Source organism: Urechidicola sp. KH5, from assembly GCF_054661455.1.
The window spans coordinates 182,744-202,668 of sequence record NZ_BAAFSW010000002.1 but is presented as its reverse complement, the minus strand read 5'-3'; the positions used below and the strand labels follow the sequence as shown (position 1 = coordinate 202,668).

21 protein-coding genes are annotated in these 19,925 nt (G+C 34.3%); 11 read left to right on the top strand and 10 right to left on the bottom strand.

Going from position 1 to position 19,925, the window contains the following annotated elements; all coding sequences use genetic code 11:
* The first annotated feature begins 7 nt into the window (after nt 1-7).
* Nucleotides 8-514, top strand: a complete 507-nt coding sequence (locus tag ACYQ5R_RS05520; RefSeq protein WP_460189921.1) for a DUF2480 family protein — start codon at nt 8-10, stop codon at nt 512-514.
* A gap of 59 nt (nt 515-573) precedes the next feature.
* Nucleotides 574-1,509 (top strand): DUF3078 domain-containing protein, encoded by a 936-nt coding sequence (locus tag ACYQ5R_RS05515; RefSeq protein WP_460189920.1) that lies wholly within the window; start codon nt 574-576, stop codon nt 1,507-1,509.
* 41 nt (nt 1,510-1,550) lie between these two features.
* Here the strand turns inward: ACYQ5R_RS05515 and hflX are convergent, their stop codons facing one another.
* The 3 genes from hflX to ACYQ5R_RS05500 form a co-directional block, all read right to left on the bottom strand.
* Entirely contained in the window at nt 1,551-2,771 is a 1,221-nt protein-coding gene (gene hflX / locus ACYQ5R_RS05510; RefSeq protein WP_460189919.1) for a GTPase HflX, read from the bottom strand.
* A gap of 85 nt (nt 2,772-2,856) precedes the next feature.
* Nucleotides 2,857-4,287 carry a DUF5689 domain-containing protein gene (locus ACYQ5R_RS05505; protein WP_460189918.1) on the bottom strand — a complete coding sequence of 477 codons (1,431 nt, stop codon included), beginning with the start codon at nt 4,285-4,287 and terminating at the stop codon, nt 2,857-2,859.
* A gap of 34 nt (nt 4,288-4,321) precedes the next feature.
* A complete protein-coding gene (locus ACYQ5R_RS05500; RefSeq protein ID WP_460189917.1) occupies nt 4,322-7,144 on the bottom strand; it encodes a carboxypeptidase regulatory-like domain-containing protein in 2,823 nt (940 codons plus the stop codon).
* Between the two features lie 157 nt (nt 7,145-7,301).
* On the opposite strand from ACYQ5R_RS05500, the gene ACYQ5R_RS05495 reads away from it, so the two are divergent.
* Together ACYQ5R_RS05495 and ACYQ5R_RS05490 are read left to right on the top strand one after the other, a co-directional pair.
* The gene (locus ACYQ5R_RS05495) at nt 7,302-8,354 is read left to right on the top strand and encodes an endonuclease/exonuclease/phosphatase family protein (RefSeq protein ID WP_460189916.1); all 1,053 of its coding nucleotides are present in this window, start codon (nt 7,302-7,304) and stop codon (nt 8,352-8,354) included.
* A 70-nt stretch (nt 8,355-8,424) separates the two neighbouring features.
* Nucleotides 8,425-9,468, top strand: a complete 1,044-nt coding sequence (locus ACYQ5R_RS05490; RefSeq protein WP_460189915.1) for an endonuclease/exonuclease/phosphatase family protein — start codon at nt 8,425-8,427, stop codon at nt 9,466-9,468.
* Here the strand turns inward: ACYQ5R_RS05490 and recJ are convergent.
* A complete protein-coding gene (recJ, locus tag ACYQ5R_RS05485) occupies nt 9,465-11,162 on the bottom strand; it encodes a single-stranded-DNA-specific exonuclease RecJ (protein ID WP_460189914.1) in 1,698 nt (565 codons plus the stop codon). The genes ACYQ5R_RS05490 and recJ overlap by 4 nt on opposite strands.
* Before the next feature lie 93 nt (nt 11,163-11,255).
* Complete coding sequence (locus tag ACYQ5R_RS05480; RefSeq protein ID WP_460189913.1) at nt 11,256-11,669, bottom strand: OsmC family protein; 414 nt, start codon at nt 11,667-11,669, stop codon at nt 11,256-11,258.
* Between the two features lie 79 nt (nt 11,670-11,748).
* Between ACYQ5R_RS05480 and ade the strand changes: the two genes are divergently transcribed.
* The gene (ade, locus tag ACYQ5R_RS05475) at nt 11,749-13,371 is read left to right on the top strand and encodes an adenine deaminase (protein WP_460189912.1); all 1,623 of its coding nucleotides are present in this window, start codon (nt 11,749-11,751) and stop codon (nt 13,369-13,371) included.
* A 4-nt stretch (nt 13,372-13,375) separates the two neighbouring features.
* Nucleotides 13,376-13,888, top strand: coding sequence for a M23 family metallopeptidase (locus ACYQ5R_RS05470; protein WP_460189911.1), 513 nt, complete (start codon nt 13,376-13,378; stop codon nt 13,886-13,888).
* 68 nt (nt 13,889-13,956) lie between these two features.
* Here the strand turns inward: ACYQ5R_RS05470 and ACYQ5R_RS05465 are convergent, their stop codons facing one another.
* Nucleotides 13,957-14,340, bottom strand: coding sequence for a Fur family transcriptional regulator (locus ACYQ5R_RS05465; RefSeq protein WP_460189910.1), 384 nt, complete (start codon nt 14,338-14,340; stop codon nt 13,957-13,959).
* Nucleotides 14,341-14,414: 74 nt separating this feature from the next.
* Here ACYQ5R_RS05465 and ACYQ5R_RS05460 point away from each other — a divergent pair, with 74 nt between their 5' ends.
* The 3 genes from ACYQ5R_RS05460 (at nt 14,415) to ACYQ5R_RS05450 (ending at nt 15,850) form a co-directional block, all read left to right on the top strand.
* A complete protein-coding gene (locus ACYQ5R_RS05460; RefSeq protein ID WP_460189909.1) occupies nt 14,415-14,819 on the top strand; it encodes a MerC domain-containing protein in 405 nt (134 codons plus the stop codon).
* A 72-nt stretch (nt 14,820-14,891) separates the two neighbouring features.
* On the top strand, nt 14,892-15,353 hold the full coding sequence (locus ACYQ5R_RS05455; RefSeq protein ID WP_460189908.1) for a hypothetical protein: 462 nt from the start codon (nt 14,892-14,894) through the stop codon (nt 15,351-15,353).
* A gap of 8 nt (nt 15,354-15,361) precedes the next feature.
* Nucleotides 15,362-15,850, top strand: coding sequence for a hypothetical protein (locus ACYQ5R_RS05450; RefSeq protein ID WP_460189907.1), 489 nt, complete (start codon nt 15,362-15,364; stop codon nt 15,848-15,850).
* Nucleotides 15,851-15,875: 25 nt separating this feature from the next.
* Here ACYQ5R_RS05450 and ACYQ5R_RS05445 read toward each other — a convergent pair whose 3' ends face one another.
* Genes ACYQ5R_RS05445 through ACYQ5R_RS05430 form a run of 4 tightly spaced genes read right to left on the bottom strand, consistent with a single transcriptional unit; the run spans nt 15,876 to nt 17,458 of the window.
* A complete protein-coding gene (locus tag ACYQ5R_RS05445) occupies nt 15,876-16,274 on the bottom strand; it encodes a dihydrofolate reductase family protein (RefSeq protein ID WP_460189906.1) in 399 nt (132 codons plus the stop codon).
* 9 nt (nt 16,275-16,283) lie between these two features.
* Nucleotides 16,284-16,421: a hypothetical protein gene (locus tag ACYQ5R_RS05440; protein WP_460189905.1), complete on the bottom strand. Its 138-nt coding sequence runs from the start codon at nt 16,419-16,421 to the stop codon at nt 16,284-16,286.
* Nucleotides 16,422-16,425: 4 nt separating this feature from the next.
* Nucleotides 16,426-17,097: a 16S rRNA (cytidine(1402)-2'-O)-methyltransferase gene (gene rsmI, locus ACYQ5R_RS05435; RefSeq protein ID WP_460189904.1), complete on the bottom strand. Its 672-nt coding sequence runs from the start codon at nt 17,095-17,097 to the stop codon at nt 16,426-16,428.
* Between the two features lies 1 nt (nt 17,098).
* Nucleotides 17,099-17,458, bottom strand: coding sequence for a cupin domain-containing protein (locus ACYQ5R_RS05430; RefSeq protein WP_460189903.1), 360 nt, complete (start codon nt 17,456-17,458; stop codon nt 17,099-17,101).
* Nucleotides 17,459-17,549: 91 nt separating this feature from the next.
* Here ACYQ5R_RS05430 and aspS point away from each other — a divergent pair, with 91 nt between their 5' ends.
* Nucleotides 17,550-19,307 carry an aspartate--tRNA ligase gene (gene aspS, locus ACYQ5R_RS05425; RefSeq protein WP_460189902.1) on the top strand — a complete coding sequence of 586 codons (1,758 nt, stop codon included), beginning with the start codon at nt 17,550-17,552 and terminating at the stop codon, nt 19,305-19,307.
* Between the two features lie 100 nt (nt 19,308-19,407).
* The gene (locus ACYQ5R_RS05420) at nt 19,408-19,914 is read left to right on the top strand and encodes a ferritin (RefSeq protein ID WP_460189901.1); all 507 of its coding nucleotides are present in this window, start codon (nt 19,408-19,410) and stop codon (nt 19,912-19,914) included.
* Nucleotides 19,915-19,925 lie beyond the last annotated feature (11 nt).

Below are 19,925 nucleotides of genomic sequence, written 5' to 3'. Positions count from 1 at the left end.
CTATTGAATGGACGAAATAAGAAATAGAGTAGCAGAAAGTAAACTTGTAACTATAGATCTTGAGGATTATTATCCGCAAGGGCAACGCTTGATATTAGATATTAAACAATGGCTCTTTGAAGGCTTGATTTTAAGGGAACAAGAGTTTCGATCTTTATTAAAAGAGCACAATTGGTCTCAATATAAAAATGCTTATGTTGCTATTTCTTGTAGTTCGGATGCCATTATTCCGTCTTGGGCATATTTGCTAATAGCCACCTATTTAGCCCCTGCAGCTAACAAAATTGTTGTGGGTGATTTAATGCAATTAGAGACATTAATTTTTGAAGATGTTATAGCTAAATTAAACTCTGAAAAGTTTGAGGGCAAATCAGTTATTATTAAAGGGTGTTCTAACAAACCGATACCTGACACTGCTTATACTAGTATAGTTTCTAAATTGCTTCCAATTGCAAAAAGCGTTATGTTTGGTGAAGCCTGCTCAACCGTACCACTTTTTAAATCTAATAAATAGTCTATTATTTATAGTATACATTTTCTTATTTTTGCTTCAGGAAAATTAAATCTACTATTATGAAAAAAACACTGCTTATATTAGCTTTTATAGTTATTTATAGTTCAAGTTTTGCCCAAGAAGAAGAAACTGATACCATTCCTGATGGTTGGAGAACCTTTGGTAAAATTTCGTTACTAATTAACCAAGCTGCCTTTTCAAACTGGCAAGCGGGAGGTGATAATAATTTGGCTGCTAATCTAAAAGTAAACTACAATTTTAATTATACCAAGGGTGTTTGGAGTTTAGACAATAAATTCATGACTAGTTATGGTATTACCAATACCGAAGATGATGGTACGCGAAAATCAGATGATCGTATAGAACTGAACTCTATTTTAAGTAGAAAAATGAAAAAGAAATATTGGAGCTTTTCATTCTTTATGAATTTTAAAACTCAATATACGAATGGGTATGATTACGAAGACGATTTTACTGATCAAAATCCTGGAGAAGATAGCGAAAATTATCCTACTTCTGGATTTTTTAAACCAGCATATTGGCAATTTGGTCCGGGTTTCTTGTGGAAAAAATCTGATGAATTCTATGTTAACCTTGCACCAATAACATCTAAACTTACTTTTTTAACAGGAGAAATATGGACCTATAATGATGACGATCCAGGTAATGTGTTTTATGAGTCAAGTAACGATGTAGAAACCTTTGGTGTAGATCCAGGTGATTCGTTATTTTACGAAATGGGTATGAATATAAGAGCAGGATACACCTTCACCTTGGCAAAGAATATTAAAGTTGAGAATTTATTAATGTTATACTCTAACTATTTACAAGATCCTCAAAATGTAGATATCGATTATACTTTAGATATTGAAATGACAATTAACGATTGGCTATCTACTGACTTTACTTTTCAAACAATTTATGATGATAATGCGTTTGAAGGGTTTCAGTTAAGAGAAGTATTTGGTTTAGGGTTTAACTTCAATTTGAATTGACACTTACAAAAAGAATTAAAGCCCGCTTATGCGGGCTTTTTTTATGAAATGTTTTCACCATCCTGATTGTACTCGTAATATAGAAAATCGTTATACGGAAAACGTTGAATGTGAATTTTCTTTACTTCTTCAAATACTTTGTTTCTAAATTCATCCATATTCTCTTTATTTATTGCAGAAATAAAGAGACAATTATCGCCTTCGGACATCCAAGTACGTTTCCAATCTTCTAACGTATAGTGCGCTTTTGTTGGTTGCGTTACTAAATCATCTTCATCAATAGTTTGATGCGTATATGCATCTATCTTATTAAAAACCAAAAGTGTAGGTTTATCTGCACTCTCTATCTCACCTAAAATTTTATTTACCGAAGCGATATGGTCTTCAAAATTAGGGTGTGAAATATCTACTACATGTAATAATAAATCTGCTTCTCGAACCTCATCAAGAGTTGATTTAAAAGATTCTACAAGCTGCGTAGGTAATTTTCTAATAAACCCCACAGTATCTGTTAATAAGAAAGGTATATTCTTAATCACAACCTTTCTTACAGTAGTATCTAAAGTGGCAAAAAGCTTATTCTCTGCAAATACATCGCTCTTACTTACTATATTCATTAAAGTAGATTTACCTACATTGGTATATCCTACTAATGCCACACGTACCATTTTACCTCTGTTCTTGCGCTGCACAGCCATTTGCTTATCTATAGTAATCAATTTCTTTTTTAGCAAAGCGATTTTATCGCGAACAATACGTCTATCTGTTTCAATTTCTGTTTCACCAGGACCACGCATACCGATACCCCCTTTTTGACGACTTAAGTGTGTCCAAAGTCTCGTTAAACGAGGTAACAAATATTGACTTTGAGCTAACTCTACCTGAGTTCGCGCATACGATGTTTGGGCACGTTGCGCAAATATGTCCAGAATCAAATTGGTTCTATCTAAAATCTTGCAATCAAGCGCTCTTTCTATATTTCTCAACTGAGCAGGAGACAATTCATCATCAAAAATTGCGGTGCCTATATCGTTCATTTCTATATAGGCTTTAATTTCCTCTAATTTACCCCCACCAATATAGGTTTTGGAGTTTGGTTTCTCCATCTTTTGAGTAAATCGCTTTATAGCCTTCCCTCCAGCAGTCAATGTTAAAAAAGCCAATTCATCTAAATATTCATTGGTTTTTTCTTCGTCTTGATATTGGGTAATAACCGCAATCAAAATTGCTTTTTCTGAAGTTACTTTTTTCTCTTCTATCATAAGTCTTGTATCACTATGCAAAGGTACAAAAAACAACAAGCCGAAGGAATCCCTTCGGCTTGTTAAACAATAAATTACTTATTTCTTAATTTCCTGTAACTTTTACGTTCTCTACTTGAAAAGTAGTTGTGATACCACTATCTGATCCTAAATATCTGAAAGCAACTACCACATCTCCCTCTAAACAAGAAATATTAATTGAACCTGAAGGTGTAAACGAACTCCCATAGCCACTTGACGGACTATCAGCTAAATCCGCATCTACTAAAGCCCATGTTGCTGTGTCTATATCTCCTGAGTAATCAGTAGACACAAACACCGTTAACGCGTCTCCATTATGGAAACCTACCTTAGTTTCAAAAGTTAATTCTTCATCAGTAGTTCCATCTAAATTAATTATTGGTGTAATCAACCAAGCTTCCATAGGTTCTTCACCACTTCTAAATGCAGAAGCTTGCATATAACTATTACCTCCAAAACTTCTCAATTCAAAGTTTTCGCTACCTCCATTTACATTTGTCCAAGACCAACCATCTGTCATTAACTGTGCCTCAGAAGTGCCTTCGAAAGACTCATCCAAAAGCACTTGTGCTCCACCTACTGAGTTGTTCCCACAATCTAAAATTACTGGGTCGCAACGGTTTTCATCAGTAAACTCTAGGTTGGTTGGATTATTGATAATAAACACAAAGTTCTCTCCAAAAAAGTCTTTTGATAAAATGGCGTTTAAATTACCTTTTCCTTCTGATATTGTATACGATTTAAAATCTGAGAATGTACTCGTTTGTAGGGTTGCCATAGACTCGTCATCACAACTCATTAAAAACCTGTTTCCATCAAACTCATCATTAGCCTCTCCTGCATATGTTTTTCCTAATTCACTCAATGCAAACTGCATGTTAGGAACTTGTACCATTAAGTTGATATTCTCTGCCGTATACTCTCCAGCTGCTATTGTCTTTGGTACAATAGTTTCTGTAATTAAAGAACGAATTAAATGATCATCATATGTAAATGCAGAAATATCATCTACTTCTCCATCAATTAAAGAACCTAATCTATATCTACCTGGTGTTCCATCTGTTGGATCATCATCATCACCATCGTCATAAGTAATTGACAAACCGTCTAATTTCACATAAATTTTTCTACCAAATTCGAAGCTTTCGAATAACGAAGTTTTATCTACTAAAACTTCTATTCCAAATTCAGGATCTACTGGTTTATCTTGAATAATTAAGGTTTTGTAAAAGTTCCCACCGTAGTCACTTGACACAACGTAACCTTCGAAATATAAACCATCATTTGTCGCTTCGAAAGTATAAACAGACTCATCATTATCAATGAAATTTTGATCGAATGCGGATCTTGCTGCTTCAATACTAGAATTTACATTGATATCTGGCTCTACACCACTAATAGGTGGTACATCATATTCATCATCATCTACACATCCCACAGCTAATGCGGTAAAAGCGATAAAGGATAGTAACTTGAATAATTTAATTGTTTTCATTTTTGTAATATATCGTTAATTTTTATTTTATTTATTAAAATCTGAAGTACACATTTAAGAAATATGTTGTACCAAAGCCATACCAATATTTCGGTCCGAAAACTGGTTTGTCGCGTTCTTTATCTTCTTTTAAAACGCGGTAGTTTGCATTTCTTGATTGCTCAAAACCTCCCGTTTTATACTTTTCATTTAACACATTATTAATGGTTGCAAAGAATCCAACATAGTAATCGTCTATCCTCCAAGATTTACCACCTACAAGATTCACTAAGTAATAATCGTTAAATTTTTCTTGTCTTAGTAACTCTCTCGCAATTTCTGGATCGTAATCGTTAAATGGTTGCCCATCCTCTGGGTCTGTAACAAAATTACTTGTTCTTGCAATTGGGCTAATATCTAAATACCCATTCGAAAATCTATTGGCTGTAGCTCCAATCCACCAATATTCTGGGTCACGGTATTCAAAGCCAAAAGACAACGCTCTTTGTGGACCACCAGCAACATGGTAATTTTTAAGATGCGCTTCGCCAAAATCTAGGACATCATCAAAATCATCTGAAGTTACATATAAATCGGCATTATCACTATATACATAATCTCCTAGTGCTGCTGCAGCTTTTAGTTTAATAGTAGAAGTTACTTGAGCAGATAAACCTACTTCTAATCCAATGTTTCTTCTATCGATACCTGTTAATACTTCTTGAACAAAAGCATTGCTTTCTACTGGTCCATCAGGTGCTAAAATTGCTAAACCATCTGCATAATAAAAAGAAATTTCTGTTGCGTCTTGAAATTGTGTATAGTATCCTGTAACTCTACCTTGAATAACTGGTGTTCTAAAAATATAACTGGCATCAAACGAGGTAATTTTTTCGTCTGTTAAACCAATTACTACATCATTATTTTCTCTTGAATTAGAAAATGAGTTTCTAATAGTTGGTGCTTGTGTTCTGTAACTAGCATTCGCATTGATTAAATGACGTCCAGAGATTTTATATGTAGCACCTGCTTTTACACCAAAATTTGAAAAGTTTAATTTTTCACTTTCACCAAAAGAGCGTTCTCCAGGAAAACGTCCATTCTCATATAATCCATTACGTTGGTAACTAGTAGTGGCGAACTGACCACTCACGTGAAAATCTAATTTGTCATATGAAAATTGTGCTTGAGCAAAAGCATCAAAAACACTAGCGTTCATTTCAAAATTATATCTAAAACGATCTCCTTCTTGTGCAATTCTATTCGGATTTCTCAAATCGTTTTGAGCCTCGTCTAAAGTCTCTGAGAAATTGTCAACATTTAGGTAACCCGTACCTCCTAATAAATCTAAAATATGTCCGTAATTTTCAGACTTTAAATTTCTGTAAGTTAATGCAGCATTTAAATTTACATTGTCATTTAACTCTCTTCTAAAAATGGTGTTGGCTGTAAATTGGTTGTCATCGTTTCTATCATCATATAAAATATAAATAGAATTCCCACCTTGTGCTGCACTTGATAAGTTAGCTTGATACATAGCGTGCCAATCTACTTGACCATCTTCAATAAAAGCTTGTTCTGCTAAGTAAGCTCCCTCATAATCTGGGTTATCTTGATCTCTTAAAAAGTAACTAGGTAATTTTTGGTAGTATGTAGGGTCTGGGTTTGAACCTCCTCCTAAAATAAATTGATCTCCATTACCATCTGTTGCAAGTGTACCACCTCCAAAATCTAAACGGCTATTACCTATCTTACCAAATTGGTAAGCTACATTGGTATTTAAAGATGTTTTCTCATCAATATTCCAATAATGGTTTAACATGAAAACTGGCTCTTCTATATCACGTTCTCTAGAGTTACGCTTATTACCATCTTGATACCCCCAATAGGCATTATAACGTGTGCTCTTTAAATCGTAGGCTTCCTGGGTATTTGGAGATGATCTACCTCTTCTATTGGGCGTATAAAACGCCGTCAAATTTAAACTGTGCTTATCATTAAATACTTTCTCTATAGATGCAAAAAATGAATTTGCATCATATAATGTAGCATCGTTGTAACCTTCGTTACCATATCTACGTGCTGCTAAAAAGGCATAAGCCCAACCTTTATCGTTTAATCCCGATGCATAACTTGCCATTACTCTTCCGGTATAACTTCTGTTCGATGAAGAGTAAGTAACTCTACCTCCGGCACTGTATTCTGATGCACGCATAACAATATTGTTAGAACCTGCAATGCCACCAAAAGCATATTCAGAAGGTGCTAAACCATTAGCTAACTCTTGGTTACGCATAACATCGTTTAACCCTCCCCAGTTACTCCACTGTGGGCGACCATTAAACATTTTGTTCATTTCTACACCATTGATAAGAACTTTTCCATTTTCTGAGTTGTAACCTCTAGCTCTAAAAAAAGTAGCACTAAAATCAAATGCAGCGGCGTTTAAGAACACATCTCTAGATGACTGTAAAAGTCCAGCAGTATTATCTGCTCCCCCTTCATCCGCACTAAGTTCGTCTGCTGTTAATGAAATTACACTTAAATCTGCTTGGTCTAACGCGACCTCATACAATAGAATTTGACCTAAATCAACGGTGCCACCTTCAGACATTACAAAAGGAAAATTTTGAGTTTCATAGCCTTCATAGCTTACTTCTAAAAGCTGATTTCCAATCGCAATGTTGGTAATCTCAAAGACTCCATCTCCATCTGTAAGCGTTTCTGTGGTGGTTCCAATTAGTTTAATTGATACGCCTCTCAATGGAGCTCCATCAAAGCTATTGGAAACACGACCTTGAACAACACCTAGTGATTGTGCAACCGTAACTAAAGTGGTCGCCAAAATACAAAGCATTGTAATGCTAGTTTTCTTCATGTTTGATTTTAATAATTAATACGTTGTTTTTTGCAATTTATCGCCTGCAAAAATAATCTTTTTTATACAACTCATAAATTAATTTAACGTAATAATTACTTTGTGTAATAGAATGTTTCTATTTTTGCAAAATCATTAAATAAATTAATTGCTTCAAATGACCAGAGTAACCCTTGTATTATTGGCCCTATTTAATTTACAATCAGCTTTTTGTCAAACAAATTCTAATAAACAATATAAGATTAGAACCGTTGCGTTTTACAATCTTGAAAATCTGTTTGACACTATAAATAATCCTGCCAAAAACGATGAGGCTAGTCCAATGATGGAGTTAAAGGGAAATAAATCAAAAGTTTATTGGGATAAAATTGACAAACTAGGTTCTGTTTTGGTTGATATTGGAGCAGAAAAATCAAAAAACAGCCCAGTACTGATTGGTGTTGTGGAAATTGAAAACGACACGGTATTGAAAGATTTGGTAGCTGGTAAATATTTAAAAGACAAACGCTATAGTTTTATTCATTACGATTCTCCTGATAAACGTGGTATTGATGTGGGCTTGTTATATCAAGGACGCTATTTTAAACCTATTCACCATAAATCGTATGAATTAAAGATTTTTGATAACGACGGTAAACGCATTTACACCAGAGACCAATTACTAGTTAGCGGCTATTTAGATGATGAACTCATTCATGTTATAGTAAATCACTGGCCATCAAAAAGAGGTGGAACGCGCAGTATACCTTACCGCGAAAAAGCAGCTGCTCTTAACTTAAAAATTATGGAAGAAGTACGTCAAACATATCCTAATGCCAAGATTATCACAATGGGTGATTTTAATGACGACCCTATTGAATCTAGCTTTAAGAATATTTTGAAAACGAAATCTAAAAAAGAAGATGTTGCTGAGAATGATTTGTACAATCCGTATGAAGGCATGTTTAAGAAAGGGTTTAACACTGCAGGATATAGAGACAATATTAATTTGTTTGATCAACTATTAGTCTCTTCTCAATTAGTAACCACTACCGACGATTACTCTAGCTATAAATTATATACTGCCAATATTTACAATCCAAAAAAACTGATTAACAAAAAAGGACGCTATAAAGGGTATCCATTCCGTAGCTTTTCGTATGGAAACTATACAGGAGGATATAGCGATCACTTTCCTTCTTATATTTACTTGATAAAAGAAATCAACTAAAAACCCGTATCTTTACCAAATACCACATGTAGCCCAAAAATGTGAACCTCAGACTATTAACTTAGTTTGGATGAAACATTGTGTTCTAACATATCTACTTGTTTTATTGTGTTTTAACTTCTTTGGTCAAGAAAAAAAGCAATATAAAATATGTACAATTGCGTTTTACAATCTTGAAAATGCTTTTGACACAATAAACGACCCTCATACTTATGATGAGTATAGCCCAATTCTTCAAACCAAACAATCTAAATCTGAAGTTTACTGGAATAAACTAAATAATTTAGCCAGTGTTCTAACACAAATAGGTTCAAATAAAAATAATCAGGCACCAAGTGTGATTGGAGTTAGTGAAGTTGAAACATCCCGTGTTATAGATGATTTACTTACAACCAAACCTTTCAAAGATCTCATTTATGATTATGTTCACATTGAATCTGAAGATTGGAGAGGTAGCGACGTAGCTTTACTTTACAATCCTCAGCATTTTCAACCTACAAATTACAAAGCGCACAGGCTTTGGGTTTTTAGTTATGAAGGGTATCGGGTAAAAACTAGAAATATCCTACGAGTAGATGGCTATTTACAAGATGAATCGATTAGTTTTATTATTGTGCATTGGCCATCACAACGCAGTGGAACAGAAAAAACAAAACATCTCAGAATAGCAGCTGCTGAATTAACCAAAAAGATTATTCAAGAAATTCAAAGCGAAATACCAAATCAAAAGATTGTTATAATGGGTGATTTTAATCTCGACCCTCATACCGATTATTTTAACGAGATTTTATCCGTAGATTCAAATAAGAATACAAAAGAAACCGAGTTGATAAATCCATTTATAAAATTGTATAAAAAGGGGTATGGAAGTATTGGTTTTCGAGATAACCTTCATCTGTATGACCAGATTCTTATGTCATCTAGTTTAGAAAATAAAAATTTCGAAACGTTCGGTTTCTATGAGGCTGGAATATACAATCCTTCATTTTTAATTAACAAGAAAGGCCGCTATAAAGGATATCCTTTTAGAAGTTGGGGCACAAACAATCAATTTACCAATGGTTATAGCGACCATTATCCGGTTTATATCTATTTACTGAAAGAGCTAGATTAATCTTGAGCGATATCTTTTAATTGTAGTTGGAGTGAAGTAATACCATTCCAATGATTCTCGTCTAAAACAAAAGCCGCTTTAAAGGATTTACCATTAGATGTCAATTCTTGTTTTTCTCCTAATCCAAAGCCTATGGCGTTATAAGTTTTTTGATCGGCCCCATTAATAATACCCAATTTTAAATGTGTTTTATCTGCTCCAACGCATTTACCATACCCATTGTCTCGCAAACCACTTGCAGCAAAAACAGGTCGCATATTACTTGGACCGAAAGGAGCAAATTGTTTGAGAATTTTATAAAATTTCGGCGTGAGCTGTTCCAGCTCAACCTCAGAATTAATTTGCAATTCCGGAGTTTTTAATTCTTTGGGCAAGGTATTTTTTACCACCTCTTCAAACTTATCTTTAAAGCCTTGGTAATTTTCGGGTAATAAGGTTAATCCTGCTGCGTATTTATGTCCTCCAAATTGTTCAACAAACTCGGTACATTGCTCAATAGCATTGTAAACATCAAAACCCTTAACAGATCTTGCAGAAGCGGCAAGTTTTTCACCACTTTTAGTAAAAACTAAAGTTGGTCTATAATAGGTCTCGATTAATCGAGAAGCCACAATACCAATAACACCTTTATGCCAAGTTTCGCTATAAACAACAGTCGAAACGTTTTGCTCTTCATTATTTTCTCTAATTTGTTCCAGTGCTTCATACGTAATTGTTTTATCTAATTCTTTTCTGTCTTGATTAAAAACATCTATTTCTAATGCATAGGAGGCAGCCTTATTAAAATCTGTTTCTGTTAACAAAGTAACGGCATGTTGCCCATGTTTCATTCTTCCTGCAGCATTAATTCTTGGAGCGATTACAAAAACAACATCGGTAATCGTTAATTCACTTTTGTTGAGCTGATGCGTCATAGCCTTTATCCCAATTCTTGGATTGCTATTAATTACTTTCAATCCATAATAGGCCAACACTCTATTCTCTCCAGTCATCGGCACAATGTCTGCTGCTATGGCCGTGGCAACTAAATCTAAATATGGAAGGAAATCATCTATGGTTTCTTTTCTATTTTTACCCAAAGCTTGTATTAGCTTAAAACCAACTCCGCATCCGCACAACTCGTCATATGGGTACTGGCAATCCTCTCTTTTTGGATCTAAAACAGCAATGGCATTCGGTAATTCTTTTCCAGGTCTATGATGGTCGCAAATAATAAAATCTATATCTCTTTCATTTGCATATTTAACTTGTTCAATGGCCTTTACACCACAATCTAAAGCAATGATTAAAGAAAAATCATTGTCATGAGCATAATCAATTCCCTGAAGAGAAACTCCATACCCTTCCTTATAACGATCTGGGATGTAGGTAGAAACCAATGGGTAGTGAGATATTAAGTAAGAGTAAACTAAAGAAACTGCAGTAGTTCCATCAACATCGTAATCACCATAAACCAGTATCTTTTCATCGTTGTAAATCGCTTCTTCAATTCTAGCTACGGCTGTTGCCATATCTTTCATTAAAAAAGGATTGTGCAGATCAGAAAGTGAGGGTCTAAAAAAGGCTTTGGCCTCATCAAAACTATTGATACCTCTTTGCAATAACAAAGATGCAATCAAACGATCGCCATTCAATTGACTCGCCAAATTTTGAACATCTTCTTTTAAAGGTTGCTGTGCTAAGGTCCAACGCATAGTATAAAAATATAAACCCCGAATTTTAAACCGAAAAGGTAACAAAAATTCAGGGTTCTAAGTTAAAAATACCCTTTTAGGTATGTGTTTTTATTATTGCTCGTGGTACTCTATTTCAATAGCTACATCAGTAAATCCACGGAACATCTCCATTACTCCACAGTATCTCTCTACTGACAAATCAATGGCTTTTTGAATCTTGTCTTTCTTAAAATCTGAACCATAGAACTTATATGTTACTACTACATCTTTATAAATTCTCGGATGCTCATCTGTTAATTCCGCGGTTACATCAATTTTAAAATCATCAACTTCTGCTCTCATTTTTTTCAGTAAGGAAACAATGTCCAAAGCAGAACAACCTGCTAAAGAAGACAACATAAGAGCTTTTGGTCGCATACCTCTAGTTGCTTGCCCTTCTACAGGGTTGTCAATTTGTACTACGCCATCTTCGTGTTCTGATTCAAACGCATTTCCGTCTTTCCAAGTTAAGGCTATCTTTGCCATAATTTAAATTTTTAAGAATTCAAATTTACCACTTTATTCTTGGTTTTTTTGTAACATTGTTTACAAAAGAACTTCAATTATGAAAAAGGTTTCTGGGCAACTAGTAGCAATCAAAGAACAACGCATTTTTCCTGCAGAAATAACTATTGAAAATGGCCTAATTTCAAAAATAGTTGAAGTAAAAAAAGCCAACCCGCATTTTATTCTCCCTGGCTTTGTCGATGCCCACATTCATATAGAAAGTTCAATGCTAGTGCCTTCTGAATTTGCAAAACTTGCTGTGTTACATGGTACGGTTGGTTCCATTTCTGATCCTCATGAAATTGCGAATGTTCTCGGTAAGGAGGGAGTTTATTATATGATAGAAAACGGAAACAAAGTGCCCTTTAAATTTCATTTTGGTGCGCCTTCTTGCGTTCCTGCAACCAATTTTGAAACTGCAGGTGCCGTTATAAATTCTGATGATATCAAAGACCTATTAGCGCATCCAGAAATTAATTATTTGGCAGAAATGATGAACTATCCAGGTGTCTTATTTCAAGATCCAGAGGTGTTGAAAAAAATTGCGTGGGCAAAACATTATAATAAACCTGTGGATGGTCATGCTCCAGGGTTAAGGGGTGATGATGCAAAAACATATATTGGCGCCGGTATTTCTACCGATCACGAATGTTTTTCATATAGCGAGGCGAAAGAAAAGCTTGACTATGGAATGAAAATTCTTATACGAGAAGGTAGTGCTGCCAAAAATTTTGAAGCTCTAATAGACTTACTACCGAAGCATTATGAAAACATGATGTTCTGCTCAGACGATAAACATCCAGATGATTTAATTATTGGGCACATCAATCAATTATGTGCGAGAGCGGTAACCAAAGGAATAGATGTATTTAAAGTATTACAAGCTGCATGCATAAATCCTGTAAAGCATTACAAAATGAATATTGGGTTGTTAAAAGTAGGAGATCCTGCTGATTTTATTCTTGTAGAAAATCTAGAACATTTTGAAGTGTTACAGACCTATATTAATGGTGATCTAGTTGCAAAAAATGGTAAATCTAATATAGAATCAGTTCCATTTGAAACTCCCAATAAATTCGATATTTCAGAGAAGTCTATTAAAGATTTTGAAATTGATGCAACTTCAAATACCATAAGAGTTATCGAAGCCTTGGATGGCGAATTGATTACCAATGAGATTGAAGCAAAAGCTTTGATAAAAAATAACAAATTGGTAGCTGATGTAGCTAATGATGTATTAAAAATGGTGGTTGTTAATCGTTATAAAGACACCCCTATTGCAAAGGCGTTTATAAAAAATATCGGCCTTAAAAGAGGTGCTATTGCAAGCTCTGTTGCACATGATTGTCATAATATAGTTGCAGTTGGTACTGATGACATTGAGCTTTGCAAAGCAGTAAACCTTCTCATAAGGAATAAAGGAGGGGTTTGCGCTGTAGATGGAGAAAATAAAAAAGTATTGCCTTTACCCGTGGCTGGTATTATGAGTGATTTAGATGGTTGGACCACAGGTAAACTCTATGAAGAAATTGATGCCATGGCTAAAACATTGGGCTCCGAATTAAGAGCACCTTTTATGACCCTTTCGTTTATGGCGCTTTTAGTGATACCAGATTTAAAACTCTCTGATTTAGGATTGTTTAGCGGTAAGAAATTTGAGTTTATAAAACTGAATAGGTAAACAGATGAAAAAAAGGAAAAAAGTTCTTTATGGATTATTGACCATTTTAATTATTGGATTTCTAATCCCTCAAAATCTTAAAATACCCGTAAAAGGTGCGACTAAATCTGACTACAACCCAAAATCATTTTGGTTTTATCCTTGGGGTAAATCCGTCACCCATAAAGGTGTTGATATTTTCGCTAAAAAAGGAACAGATATTAACTCTTCAACTAATGGTATTGTCCTTTTCTCTGGAGAAATAAGAGTTGGAGGGAAAATAGTAGTTGTTCTTGGCCCTAAATGGAGATTACATTATTACGCACATCTTGATGAATTGAACGCTTCTAAGTTTTCATTTGTAAGCCAGAATACTAAAATTGGAACCGTAGGTACGAGTGGAAATGCAAGAGGAAAACCTGCTCATTTACATTACTCTATCATGACCATTATTCCTTATATATGGCAAATTGATCGAGACAAACAAGGTTGGAAAAAAATGTTTTATTTAAATCCAATTGAGTTTATAAAATCATAAAAACAATAATCAACCATACTCTGAAACCTTTCAGTAGTCTAAACCTTCGTTTCCTTGAACTCAAAATTTCAATTCAGGCTGCAAGCTTCACATTTGCCTTGCAATAAGATTTGAGAAGAAATCAATTCTCTGTTTTTGATATGGGGTATTGTAATTTCAATTTCAAGGCAATCTACTTTTCCGCAAGAAATACATTGAAAATGTGGGTGTATATCTATATGTTCTTTTGCATTGCAACCATTACACATGGCGTACCATTTAATACCATTTTTCCCCAAAAAAGAATGCAAAATCCCATCATCTTCTAACCTATCAAGTACTCTATAAACTGTGGTTTTATTTAAAGTTGGTTTAAGACGTTGAATCAAATCAATAGCTGATATAGCTCCAGACTGATTTTCAAACTCTGCTAAAAGCACATTGATAGATTTTGTTTTTCTAATTACTCCCATACCACAAAATTATTACAACTATGTTGCAATAACAAATTAATATTTATATTTGCAACTCAGTTGCATTAACGTTTATGAATTTTAAAATAGCCCTCAATAACCCAGATATTTTTGGTGCCTTAGCAAGTACCCTTTGTATGATACATTGTTTAATTACACCATTTTTGTTTGTTGCAAGTTCATGTTCTATGCACGGTTGTGCATCTACACCTGCATGGTGGAGAAGTTTAGATTTTCTTTTCTTGGGAGTTTCATTTTTTGCTGTTCGACATGCAACAAAGAATACCTCCAAAGACTTTATGAAACCTGCTTTATGGACTTCATTCATACTACTAACTCTTTTTGTATTGAATGAAAAAATAGAGTGGATAGCATTATCAGAATATTTTATTTATATACCAGCATTTACTCTTGCTGGTTTGCATTTATACAATCTAAACTATTGTCAGTGTAAAACCGATTCCTGCTGTGCCAATTAGCACTTTGTATTAATAATAAGGTTACAGACTAATAGATTTTTATAAAACTTTTAATAATTTAAACTATAATAAATGATTACTAAAGAACAAGTATTAAAGGCTCAAAACACTTGGGGAGCCGGTGTAGTAAAAATTGGATCTTTAAAAGAAAACAGAGCAGAATGCGAAGCTTATACAAGTAGTTTTCTTGATGAGTTATATGCATTTGAATTAGGCGCTGTATTGTTTAAACCAACAAAATGCGCTATTGAACAATTTAGGCCAGAAAAAGCTCATGCACTTTCTTATTTTATTGCAGGAGATGATAGAGCTTGTCAAGAAGATAAAGGATTTGCAATTCAACCTTGGACTAACGTTAGGTTTGAAAATCACAATATTATATTAGAAGAAAATAGAGCTATTGCAATGGGCAACTATTTCTTTACGGATCTTGATGGAAATGAAGCAAAAGTAGAATATACTTTTGGTTACAAGTTAGTAGACGGTGCTTTAAAAATTGATGTACACCATTCTTCTTTCCCATACAATCCTTAAACTTTATCATGCATAAATATTTATTTTTTTTATGCCCAACTGATGGTTTAGAACCTGTAATTAATGAATTCTTTGAGCAAGAGAATTATTTTTATACTTCTTTAGGTAATTCTTTTGCTTTAAATTATAAAGACATTTTAACCATAATAGAAAAAAATAGTATTGAGAAAATATTCTTTATTCTAGCCAATGATAATCAAGTATTTAAAGACGCCTTGGGTCAACAATACCTTTCAGATATTTCTGGTCTAGATAAATGCTACAAAGCTATAGTTTTAGAAAAAGAGAACACCCGACTATTTTGGAATAATTCTTATAAAGAGTTTACCATACTTTCTTATTATCTCAACAAAAAAATTTCTGAATTACAGCATTCATTAAATCAAATGGCCTCGCAACCTGTAAAGTTTATTGGGAAAATTTACGATAGAAAATTAGACGCATTTCAAGAAATTCACTCTCATCTAATTTGTTTACAAAAAGATAGTCTGAACTAATATTCAAAATCAATTTTTAAAGGCACTACGTGCTCTTCTTTATTATGTATGTACTTTGTACAATTTGATCCAAAAACACCTCAGTTTTAATATGTTTAAAACTTAATTGGTTTTCTAATGCCGCATACAACGGAAAACCACCTCCTAAAACTATCGGAATTTTAGATACAATAAGTTCGTCTATTTTAGCAGCTTTAAGAAAGCTTTGTATGGTTCTACCACCATCGATATACAATCTACCAAAACCTTTGGAATACGCTTCATTCAACACCTCATCAGCCGAACCCTGTGTAAGAATTATTTTATCTTCATACCCTTTAGGTACTTCCTTTAAAGAGTTACTCAATACATATACCGGACAAGGGTAAGGCCAAGGCACATTAAAACTCAAAACTTTTTCAAAGGTAGTTCTACCTATTTCCATGGCGTCTAATCAATTAAACAATTCCACAAAACCCATATCTACATTATCTGGGTTAGGCACAGTCTGCAACCAATCAATCTCTCCATTTTTATCAGCGACAAAACCATCTAAACTTGTTGCAATAAATACAGTCTTTTTCTTTTCCATGGCTTTACTTTTTACCTCCTACTATAACCACAATTTCACCTTTCGGTGGCTTAGAAGAATAATATTCGAGTACTTCTTGTGCTGTTCCCCTTATAGTTTCTTCAAACATTTTTGTCAACTCTCTAGATACCGATACAGGTCTATCTGCACCAAAGTATTCTACAAAATTCCCTAAGGTTTTTATCAATTTGTGAGGAGATTCATAAAAAATCATCGTTCGAGGTTCTCCAGCTAATAATTTCAATCGTGTTTGTCTACCTTTTTTAACCGGTAAAAATCCTTCAAATACAAATTTGTCGTTAGGAAGTCCACTATTCACTAAGGCAGGAACAAAAGCTGTAGCTCCTGGTAAACACTCAACTTCAATACCCTGTTCTACACAGGCTCTAGTTAATAAAAATCCTGGGTCAGAAATAGCAGGAGTACCTGCATCACTAATAAGGGCAATACTTTCTCCGCTTTGCAATCTCTCAATCAAACGATCAACCATTTTATGCTCATTATGCATATGATGGCTTTGCATAGGTGTTTGAATATCAAAATGCTTTAATAATTTACCTGACGTTCGAGTATCTTCTGCCAAAATGGTATCTACTTCTTGCAATACCTTAATAGCCCTAAAAGTCATGTCGTCTAAATTGCCAATTGGCGTCGGTACAAGATATAATTTTGACATATTAAATAGATTCGTAGTTTGTTACAGTTAAATCGGTCATTACTGCTCCGGTATGTTTAATACTAAGCGGTTCAAAAAGTAGTACATGTACTTCATTCTTAGCAATTGGTTTATGTTCTACTCCTTTTGGCACAATATAAAACTCACCCTCATTCAACACGATTTGCTCATTTCTAAGTTCAATTATTAACTGACCTTTAATCACTAAAAAGAATTCGTCCTCATTTTCATGGGAGTGCCAAACAAATTCTCCTTGCAGTTTTGCAACCAACACTTGCTGTCCGTTTAGGGTTCCTATGCGTTTAGGTGACCATTGCTCTGAGAAGAGCTGCAATTTTTGTTTGATATTTACAATACCCATACAGTACAAATTTACAAAGAAATAGTAAGTGTTTGCCCGTGTTTATTAAAGGCTTTTAATTAAATTTGCAACCTAATTTTTAGGAATAGATATGTATAGAAGTCATACCAATGGCGCATTGCGTTTAGCAAATGTAAATGAAGAGGTTACCTTAGCAGGTTGGGTACAAAAAGTACGTGACAAAGGTTTTATGGTTTGGGTAGATTTAAGAGACCGTTACGGCATTACCCAATTGATGTTTGATACAGAAAGAACAGATGCTGCTGTTTTAGAAACTGCCAAAACTTTAGGACGTGAATTTGTAATTCAAGTAAAGGGTACTGTAATTGAGCGTCAATCTAAAAACCCAAATATTCCAACAGGAGAAATTGAATTATTAGTATCTGAGTTAACTGTTTTAAATCAAGCAAAAACACCTCCTTTTACTATTGAAGATGAAACCGATGGTGGAGAGGAATTGCGCATGCAATACCGTTACCTAGATATTAGAAGAAATCCGGTAAAAGATAGTTTGATCTTCCGTCATAAAGTAACTCAAGAAGTTCGTAACTATTTATCTAGCGATGGATTTGTAGAAGTAGAAACTCCATATTTAATTAAATCTACTCCTGAAGGTGCTCGAGATTTTGTCGTGCCAAGTAGAATGAATGAGGGACAGTTTTATGCGTTGCCACAATCACCTCAAACATTCAAGCAATTGCTAATGGTTGGTGGTATGGATAAATACTTTCAAATTGTAAAGTGTTTTAGAGATGAAGATTTACGTGCTGATAGACAACCAGAATTTACACAAATTGACTGTGAGATGGCGTTTATTGAGCAAGAAGATATTTTAAATGCATTCGAAGGTTTAACACGACATTTATTAAAAGAATTAAATGGTGTTGAGGTTGGTGATTTCCCTAGAATGACATTTGACGAGGCCATGCGAAAATACGGAAATGACAAACCAGACATTCGTTTTGGGATGGAGTTTGGCGAATTGAATGAAGTGGCACAACATAAAGACTTTAAAGTATTTAATTCAGCTGAATTAGTAGTAGGTATTGCTGTACCTGGTGGAGCTTTATATACCAGAAAAGAAATTGATAAATTAATTGATTGGGTGAAGCGCCCACAGGTTGGTGCTTTAGGTATGGTATATGTAAAGTGTAATGAAGATGGTTCATTTAAATCTTCTGTAGACAAATTCTACGATCAAGAAGATTTAGCAAAATGGGCCGAAGTTACAGGAGCTAAACCAGGTGATTTGATCTGTGTATTATCGGGTGCAACAAACAAAGTAAGAGCACAATTAAGTGCCTTACGTATGGAATTGGCTGAACGTTTAGGTTTAAGAAAATCAGATGAATTTACACCATTATGGGTTATCGATTTCCCATTGTTAGAATGGGACGAAGATACAGAGCGTTACCATGCAATGCACCATCCATTTACCTCACCAAAACCTGGTCAGATTGAGTTATTAAAAACAGATCCTGGAGCTGTGAAAGCAAATGCTTACGATTTGGTATTAAACGGTAATGAAATCGGTGGTGGTTCAATAAGAATACACGATAAAGCTACTCAATCTTTAATGTTTGACTATTTAGGATTCACCCCAGAAGAAGCCAAAGCCCAATTTGGTTTCTTAATGGATGCCTTTGAATACGGAGCGCCTCCACATGGTGGACTTGCATTTGGATTGGATAGATTGGTGGCAATTTTGGGAGGACAAGAAACTATTAGAGATTTTATTGCGTTCCCAAAAAATAATTCAGGAAGAGATGTTATGATTGATGCACCTGCACCAATAGATGACGAACAATTATCAGAATTGAGTTTAAAACTCAATCTAAAAGCTAAATAAAAATCCCGCATTAGCTGGATTTTTATTTAGAATCGTTCAACTTGTTTATACGACAGTTGATACCTAACTTTGAGAAAATAAACTCTAAAAGAAAGACAAAATGATATCAGATAAAGTAGAAGCAGCATTAAATGACCAAGTGAAGTTAGAGGGATTTGCATCTATGCAATATTTGGCCATGGCCTCGTGGGCAGAAATAAATGGTTTTAATGGAGTTGCAGGATTTTTCTATAACCAATCTGAAGAAGAGCGTATGCACATGTTAAAATTGATAAAATTTATCAACGAACGTGGTGGCAAGGCTGTAATACCCGCATTAGAAGAAGCTCAAGCTGAATTTGGATCGTTACAAGATTTATTTTCAAAATTTTTAGAGAGCGAAGAAAAAGTTACGGACCATGTAAATAAAGTCGTTTTCCTTTGCTTGGAAATGAAAGACTATACCGTACACAATTTCATGCAATGGTATGTTGCAGAACAAATAGAAGAAGAAGCATTAGCACGCACTATATTAGATAAGTTTAAAATTATTGGCAACGATAAAGGAGGCTTATACTTATTTGATAGAGATATAGAAAATTTAGATGTTAAAAACACTGAAGTATAGGGCTAATTTCA